Origin of the sequence: uncultured Megasphaera sp., assembly GCF_900539295.1 — a bacterium.
In the GTDB taxonomy this organism is placed as follows: Bacteria; Bacillota; Negativicutes; order Veillonellales; family Megasphaeraceae; genus Megasphaera.
In genome coordinates, this window is record NZ_UQBH01000045.1 from 1 (window position 1) to 7,855 (window position 7,855).

At 51.7% G+C, this 7,855-nt stretch carries 7 protein-coding genes and 5 tRNA genes; 1 reads left to right on the plus strand and 11 read right to left on the minus strand.

Features of this window, described 5'->3' with window-relative positions; translation table 11 throughout:
- From QZQ46_RS10430 to QZQ46_RS10480, 11 genes are all read right to left on the minus strand, one after another.
- A partial coding sequence (locus QZQ46_RS10430; protein WP_172980569.1) for a GTP-binding protein occupies nucleotides 1–271 on the minus strand: 271 nt, incomplete at its 3' end.
- 141 nt (nucleotides 272–412) lie between these two features.
- A tRNA-Met gene (locus tag QZQ46_RS10435) sits at nucleotides 413–489 on the minus strand.
- A gap of 5 nt (nucleotides 490–494) precedes the next feature.
- Nucleotides 495–570 (minus strand) — tRNA-Thr (locus QZQ46_RS10440).
- Nucleotides 571–631: 61 nt separating this feature from the next.
- A tRNA-Met gene (locus tag QZQ46_RS10445) sits at nucleotides 632–707 on the minus strand.
- A gap of 4 nt (nucleotides 708–711) precedes the next feature.
- Nucleotides 712–797: transfer RNA gene (locus QZQ46_RS10450), tRNA-Tyr, on the minus strand.
- Between the two features lie 6 nt (nucleotides 798–803).
- Nucleotides 804–879, minus strand: a tRNA-Thr gene (locus tag QZQ46_RS10455).
- A 316-nt stretch (nucleotides 880–1,195) separates the two neighbouring features.
- Nucleotides 1,196–2,524, minus strand: coding sequence for a replicative DNA helicase (gene dnaB / locus QZQ46_RS10460; protein WP_296829759.1), 1,329 nt, complete (start codon nucleotides 2,522–2,524; stop codon nucleotides 1,196–1,198).
- A gap of 1 nt (nucleotide 2,525) precedes the next feature.
- A complete protein-coding gene (gene lonC, locus QZQ46_RS10465; protein ID WP_296829762.1) occupies nucleotides 2,526–4,445 on the minus strand; it encodes a Lon family ATP-dependent protease in 1,920 nt (639 codons plus the stop codon).
- Nucleotides 4,446–4,468: 23 nt separating this feature from the next.
- Nucleotides 4,469–4,915 carry a 50S ribosomal protein L9 gene (gene rplI, locus QZQ46_RS10470; protein WP_296829765.1) on the minus strand — a complete coding sequence of 149 codons (447 nt, stop codon included), beginning with the start codon at nucleotides 4,913–4,915 and terminating at the stop codon, nucleotides 4,469–4,471.
- Nucleotides 4,912–6,117 carry a DHH family phosphoesterase gene (locus QZQ46_RS10475; RefSeq protein WP_296829768.1) on the minus strand — a complete coding sequence of 402 codons (1,206 nt, stop codon included), beginning with the start codon at nucleotides 6,115–6,117 and terminating at the stop codon, nucleotides 4,912–4,914. Before QZQ46_RS10475 ends, rplI begins: the two co-directional genes overlap by 4 nt.
- Before the next feature lie 301 nt (nucleotides 6,118–6,418).
- The gene (locus QZQ46_RS10480) at nucleotides 6,419–7,336 is read right to left on the minus strand and encodes a TIM barrel protein (protein WP_296829771.1); all 918 of its coding nucleotides are present in this window, start codon (nucleotides 7,334–7,336) and stop codon (nucleotides 6,419–6,421) included.
- A 96-nt stretch (nucleotides 7,337–7,432) separates the two neighbouring features.
- Here QZQ46_RS10480 and QZQ46_RS10485 point away from each other — a divergent pair.
- Nucleotides 7,433–7,855, plus strand: a 423-nt coding sequence (locus QZQ46_RS10485) for an adenosylcobinamide amidohydrolase (RefSeq protein ID WP_296829775.1), incomplete at its 3' end; no start/stop codon positions are given.

Sequence of the window (7,855 nt, forward strand, 5' to 3'; positions counted from 1 at the left end):
TCTTGACATAGTCAGCATGGCCCGGGCAGTCAACGTGTGCATAGTGACGGTTGTCCGTTTCGTATTCAACGTGTGCCGTATTAATAGTAATACCGCGTTCACGTTCTTCCGGAGCCTTGTCGATGTCGGCATAGTCTTCGAATTTAGCGTAGCCTTTTTCAGCCAAAACTTTGGTGATAGCTGCCGTTAATGTCGTTTTGCCGTGGTCGACGTGACCGATGGTGCCAATGTTGACATGCGGTTTAGTTCTTTCAAAATGTTCTTTTGCCATGATAATCAATTCCTCCTTTAAAAAACATCTATCCACTTGCATTTTATCACATATCCACATTCTTTGCTTAAAAAAACAGAAAATTAAGCAAAAAATATGTCTGCATATAGAAATAACCCCGTGGATACGAGGTTATCAGTATGGTGGCGGCTCGGAGATTCGAACTCTGGACACTGCGGGTATGAACCGCATGCTCTAGCCAACTGAGCTAAGCCGCCATGTGTGGAGCTATTGACCGGGATTGAACCGGTGACCTTATCCTTACCAAGGATACGCTCTACCGACTGAGCTACAACAGCTTGTATACAGGTCAAAGCCTTGTATGAAGTTGTCTTTTACTAATATATAGTAAAAAAAATTTGGTAGCGGGGGCAGGACTTGAACCTACGACCTTCGGGTTATGAGCCCGACGAGCTACCAACTGCTCCACCCCGCGACATTGGTGGTGGGGGAAGGATTCGAACCTTCGAAGGCGAACGCCGGCAGATTTACAGTCTGCTCCCTTTAGCCACTCGGGAACCCCACCATTTTTTGGAGCCAACGATAGGACTTGAACCTACAACCTACTGATTACAAGTCAGTTGCTCTACCAATTGAGCTACGTTGGCTTATCGTTCCATAGAACATAGTCTATTATATCTAAGACTCGATGTTCTGTCAAGAACTTTCATCAGTTTTTTTAATTCTTGTCCTGAAATCAAAAGTTTTTCGACTTCTCAGAAGAACCGCTGACTTAATTAGTATACTACAGCGCATAGAATAATGCAAGCACTTTTTTATTTTTTTCGAAGGAAGTTACTTGGGGTTAATTGCAATACCCATTAAGCCCTCGGGAACAATTGAATCTGAAATTTCCATTCAACACAGCATCAGCAACTGTGTTTCGCGGTAATTTTAAGTCGCTAGCAAAAAAAACGCAGCACGTTATCCTTCGTGCTGCGTGTCCAAGTTGAGGAACAAGGTAAATTCATTTCTGAAGTAGAGCTTCACCGAGCCGACCGGGCCGTTTCGGTGCTTAGCCAGGATGACTTCGGTAATGTGCTGATTTTCCGTCTCCTTATCGTAGTAATCTTCTCGATATAAGAAGGAAACGATATCCGCATCCTGTTCAAGAGCCCCTGATTCACGGAGGTCGCTGAGCATCGGCCGCTTATCCTGACGGCTTTCAACGCTTCGGCTGAGCTGGGACAAGGCGATTAAAGGAACCTTGAGTTCTCGGGCCAGAGCCTTGAGGGACCGGGAAATTTCAGAGATTTCCTGCTGACGGCTTTCCGAGTTTCTCCCCTGCATGAGCTGCAGGTAGTCGACAATGATGAGGTCCAGGCCATGCTCCGATTTCAGGCGCCGCGCTTTAGAGCGCATTTCAGCAACGGAAATGCCCGGCGTATCGTCGATGTAGACCGGCGATTCATAGAGCTTGTCGCAGGCATCGGTAAGGCGCGCCCATTCATCGTCGCTGTTGAGCTGGCCCGTACGAAGCTTCTGCGAATCGATATGGGCAATCTGGCAGAGCAGACGCTGAACGAGCTGTTCCTGAGACATTTCCAAAGAAAAGAAGGCGACGGTCTTGCGCTGGCGAACGCCGACGTTCTGGGCGATATTCAGGGTAAAGGCCGTCTTGCCCATACTGGGACGGGCGGCGACGAGGATCAGGTCCGACGGCTGGAGACCCGACGTCATGCGGTCGAGGTCGCGAAAACCCGTCGGAAGCCCCGTAAGGCCGGCTTTATTTTCATAGAGCTTGGTAATCTTATCGAGGGTCGTTTCGACGACGGCACCGACCGATGCAAAGTCCCCACGGTTCTTCGTATCCGACAGCTGCAGGATTTTTCGTTCTGCATCGTCGAGGAGATCTTCCGGCTCCTTTTCCCCGTCATAGGCTTCGGTCGTCAATTCGGTACACGTCGAAATCAAGTTCCGCGCCAAGGCCTTTTCGGAAACGATGTTGGCGTGGTACTCGATGTTTGCCGCTGTCGCCACCAAGTTAGGCAGCTGCAGGACGTATTCGACACCGCCTACATCGTCGAGGCGTTTCATGCGCCGCAGTTCTTCCGTCAAAGTAATGACGTCGATTTCTTTATTTTCCCGGTGCAGATGTTCCATGCCTTCAAAGATGACGCGGTGGACATCCCGGTAAAAATCGCGCGACTGCAGTCGTTCCATGGCCGCAATGACAGCGTCATGGCTGAGAAGCATGGCGCCGAGAACAGCTTGTTCAGCTTCGACATTCTGCGGTGGCACCCGCTGTTCCATACTATGATTCCCCCTGTTTAACCAACATCAAATCCAGAATATCGTCAATAGCCGCGGCATAATGGATATCGAGGCCCAAATGGCGTTCCGGAATGTCATGGCTGTTTTCTTTCGGGATGATGATGCCCTTCATGCCGGCTTGGCGAGCTCCGTAGGCTTTTTCAAAGACGCCGCCGACGGGTTTGACCTGGCCTTGGATCGAGATTTCTCCCGTAAGGGCCATATCCTGACGGACGGGCACACCGGAAACGGCTGAAATGAGGGCCGTCGTAATGGCGCAGCCGGCGGAAGGACCGTCGATATTGCCGCCGCCGACGAAGTTGATGTTGACATCGTAGTCGGACAATTCTTTCCCGGTTACGCGGCGCATGACAGCGGCTGCATTGAACATGGAGTCCTTGGCCATGGAGCCTGCCGTATCATTGAAGCGGTAATACCCCTTGCCCGGCTGCCGCGCCGGAAAGGCGACGGCTTCGATTTCAATGGCAGATCCTAAATAACCGGCAACGCCGAGGCCGAATACCTTGCCGACGGCCGGCGTATTGCTGGCTTTTTCCGTCATATAAGGCACGAGACGGCTGATCTGAGCGACACGGCGGACGTGATCTTTCGTAATGCGCACCTGATCTTTCTGTCCCGACTGAAAGACGGCCAACCCATAGGTATCTGCCAGGATGTTGACGGCTTTTCGCCCTTCAATGGTAAATTCAGAGATGGATTTAGCAACGCCGTCTTCGAGTTCAGCACCGAGCTGTTCGGCTGCATGGGAAACGATCTTTTCGATGTCCGTCGGAATGAGGGGTTCAAAAAAGATTTCTGCGCAGCGCGAACGGATGGCCGGATTGATTTCCGACGGATCCCTCGTCGTCGCTCCGATGAGGATGAAGTCCGCCGGTGCCCCTTCGGCAAAGAGGCGGCGAATATATTCAGGAACGTTGGGATCGTCTTCATCGTAATAGGCCGATTCGAAGCGAACCCGTTTGTCTTCCATAACTTTCAACAATTTATTGAGCAGCATCGGATCCATTTCACCGATTTCATCGATGAATAAGATGCCGCCATGGGCTTCGGTAACCAGGCCCGGCTTCGGTTCCGGAATGCCTGTATCGGCCAAATCGCGGCGGGCACCCTGATAAATCGGATCGTGAACGGAACCGATGAGGGGGTTGGTCATATCCCGCGAATCCCAGCGAAGGGTCGTTCCGTCTGTTTCAATGAAAGGAGCCTTGGCCCCAAAAGGCGTAAAGGCTAATTTCTTCGCTTCGTCGAGAACGATGCGGGCCGCCGTCGTCTTGCCGACGCCGGGCGGTCCATAGAGGAGCAGATGCTGAGGATAGACCGAGGCCAGTTTGCTCTGCATGGCTTCGACAGCCCGTTCTTGACCGACGATGGCACTGAGCCGTTTCGGACGAACCCGTTCCATGACCGATTCCGTAAGTTCGACCTTTTCGAGGTCATTTAATTCTTTGAGCTTGCGCTTGGTCTGCTGGGTTTCTACGTCATGCAGTTCTTCTTTGATGAGTTCCATCTTGATTTCCCGCACGTATTCCTGCTGCTTTTCGTCCATGCGCTGGCTGATTTTCTTTTCCAGCCGCTCTTCGACGGCCTGACGGGCCAGCATTTCGGCAAGGACCATTTCAAGCTCATTGAGGACGTTGATGACTTCGTCATCGCCGGGCACCTTGTCATACGATACGTCTTCGTAAATAAGGCGCTGCAGACCGACCAGGCGTTGACGCGGATCTTCAGAATGAATATATGACAGAGCCGAGTATTTGCTGGCACGAAGGACCATTTTTTCAGACCCTATAAGGCCAGTAAAAGCGCCATAAAGCACGTTAACCTGACGGCGGAGTTCTTCCTCCGCCGTAGGTTCTAAGTACTTATGGCGCTGTAACAGTTTATCCAATAATTCTTTCATTGTAACCTCTTACGGCTGGAAAATCAGCCTTCTACAACGTGTATTTTGATGACACTGGTAATGGTCGGATGAACGCGAATGGTGACATCATAGTCGCCGACGGATTTAATCGGGTCCTTGATTTCGACCTTCTTCTTGTCGAGATCGATGTCGTACTGTTCTTTGGCAGCTTCACTGATATTCTTGCCCGTAATGGCACCGAATACTTTGCCGCCTTCACCGACTTTAACGGGAATCGTGAGTTCTACTTTTTTAAGCTGGCTGGCCAGGATGACTGCTTCATCCGAAGCAACCTGGGCCTTATGTTTAGCGGCAGCCTGCTTCTGCTTGGCATCGTTGATGTTTTCCGATGTCCCCGGCGATGCTAATTTACGGGGCAGGAGGAAGTTGCGGCCATAGCCTTCAGAGACTTCGACGATGTCCCCTTTCTTTCCCAGTTTCTTTACATCTTCCAATAAAATTACCTTCATTTTTCATCAATCTCCTTATTTTTATCTAAAGTCTCACGGAGAGCCGCCATGACAATCTCTTGGGCTTCTTCCATCGTGCGCCCCTTAACCTGGGCGCCGGCTACGGTGCGATGACCGCCGCCGCCGATGGCTTCCATGACGAGTTGTACGTTAATATCGCCTCGCGACCGGGCACTGACGCCAATATAGCCGTCGTCGAGGTAGTAAAAAGTAAAGCTGGCTTCAACCTTGTCGATATTGACCAAGGCATCGGCTGCCTGAGCTGCAATGATCATGGCGTTGGCCAGTCCCTTAGGACAGCTGGCCACGGCAATGCCCTCTTTGATGCGGGCCCCGGAAAGGATAGCAGCCCGATCTTTTACGGTATCGAAATCGCAGCTGAAGAGATCACGGACGATGTCCGGATCAGCGCCGCATCGGCGCAGATAAGACGCTGCATCAAAGGTACGGACCCCGGTCTGGACGGCAAAGTTCTTCGTATCGACGACGATACCGGCATAGAGGGCCGTCGCTTCGATTTTAGCAAGGTCTACGTCTTCCTGGAAATACTGCAAAAGTTCGGTTACGAGTTCGCTCGTCGAGGAACTCGACGTTTCCGTATACGTCAGCAGCGGTTTTTGAATGAAGTCCGAACTGCGGCGATGGTGGTCGATGACGACGCGGCGGTCGGTCTTGGTCAAGAGGGCCGGTGCCGCCGTCATATCCGGCCGATGGGTATCGGTGACGAACAGCAGGGTCTGGTTGTTGCAGAGCTTTTCTGCCGTTTCCGGCGAAATGATTAAGTCCTTGAAATCAGGATCATCCATCAGTTCCGACGTAAGGCGCTCGACGGCGTCGGTCTGATCACTGAGGACGACATGGACCGGTTTTCCGGCCATGCGGGCCATGTGTGCGACGCCGACAGCCGCACCGAGGCTGTCATAATCTTCCCGTTCGTGGCCCATGACTAAGACCAGTTCACTGGTATCGATGAGTTCATGGATAGCCTGGGATACGACGCGGGCCCGCACACGAGTATTCTTTTCGACGCTTCTCGTTTTACCGCCGTAAAAATGGGGCGAACCGTCGTCTTCATAGACGACGACCTGATCGCCGCCCCGCCCTAAAGCCAAATCCAACCCGGCCTGAGCTTTTTCGGCCAATTCGTTAAAATTAGCCTTGCCGGCGGCGATGACTTCACTCGGAAAGAGGGCCACACCCATACTGATCGTGACGGGAATCCGGTTTACCTGACTAAAAACGGCTACGGTGCCATGGTGGTTCTAAGTCTTGAACAGTACGCCAGTTTAACTGACAACATTGAAGCAAAGCTCGATGAAGCAGATTATCAGGCTTCCATAACAGAAGAACGCCTTTCCCATGAAACGGTCTTCCGCAATGCAAGGAGCGCAGTATAACGTCTGGATAATCCCCTCTCGTATGAGCCGTATCCCTCCACAAAGAAACGGGATTATCCATAATCGGAAAGGATACACCATGCCATCCTTTCCGATTATATTTTTTCTATTCAATTCTTCCCCTCTCCAGATACTCCGCCAGCTCCTCCCTGCTCCTTGTGATATACTCATACGTCACATACAGTGGCGCAATCCGCTCCACCAGCCCTTTCACTCCTGCAGCCGTAAAGGGTTCATGCTTATCGATCCGGAAAATGTGCTCGTAAACCTTACAGAACCGCTCCGTCGGATTCTCCGGAAGCTCATGGGGCGTCTGAAGCCACTCTTTCACATAGTTTCCTGTCAGGGACTGCTGGAGATGTAAGCCTTTGATATAGGGAATCATATCTTTCTGCCGGTCCAGCATCCGATGCAGGGCCTCCACCGCTTCCTCCTGGGTTCTAAGTTCCAGATCCGTGTGTAGATAATGCCCGGTATCCAGCATAAAGCCCTTTTTCCCATAATGCACCTGGCTAATCAATGCCCGGGTGTCCTCCGGCTCCAAAAAGGTCAGACCCGGCCACCAGAGATTTTCCATCAGGAACCAGAAGGAATACTCCTGACCGTCCAAAAGCTCATTGATAAAAGCAGCCGCTGCGTCTATCACTTCCCGATCTGTATGCTTTCCCTGATAGGTAAAGCCCTCCTCATCGTCCACCTGCACCACATGAAAGACCACATACTCCGCGCCCACTCGCATAGCGTAGTCCAGATCCTTCCGATAATGCCGAATCAGCCCTTTCCTGTCCTGATTTACCCAATCCCCGACACAGCAGCAATGGATTCCGGTCACCATACCCGGAACGATCAGCGGACACTTTTTCGGCGACAGATAGACATCCGGAGCTTCCGCCGTAGAATAAGGAAGCGGCATAAGCTCCAGCCCGTCGCAGCCATGTTCTGTATAAAATCTGTGCAAGTCCTCCGCCGATGTAAAACGAATTACATCGTCATAGGAGGTCGTAAAATTCATCTGAAAACGCATTATTTTATTCTCCCTGCTATTCCTGTCTTTTTCTTGCAAATAGGCCTTTTCTGCGCTATGATCTCTATTAGAATATCATATCTGGAGGAAAAAGCCATGAAGCTTCTGGAGTTGCCCGGCGGCGACAAATTACATCACTATCAGAAATCCCTGGTTTTATGCTTTGCGGGTCCGCGGGACGTCTTAAGTACCGGACCCATCGGCGGCGGTTTTCGTGCGGATCTGCAAGCTGTCTTTAACAATGACTGTAATCCTGGAGCCGGAATGTCCTGTGAGCTGCGGGCAGACACCTATGAGGAGCATATGGAGCTGCTGGCCCTCACGGATCTGGGCCTGAACCCGAAGCTCTGTACCGGGCTCTCCACTGCAGCCAGCATGGACCATGTGGCCATCCGTTCCATGTCCTATGAGGATTTTACCGTGACGGCTATCGTCACCGGAGGCATCCGGGTCAATGGAAGCCGGGTGGGCGATCCGGCTGTCTGGCATGAAAAGGCCGGTATCTCCCATTCTACCACC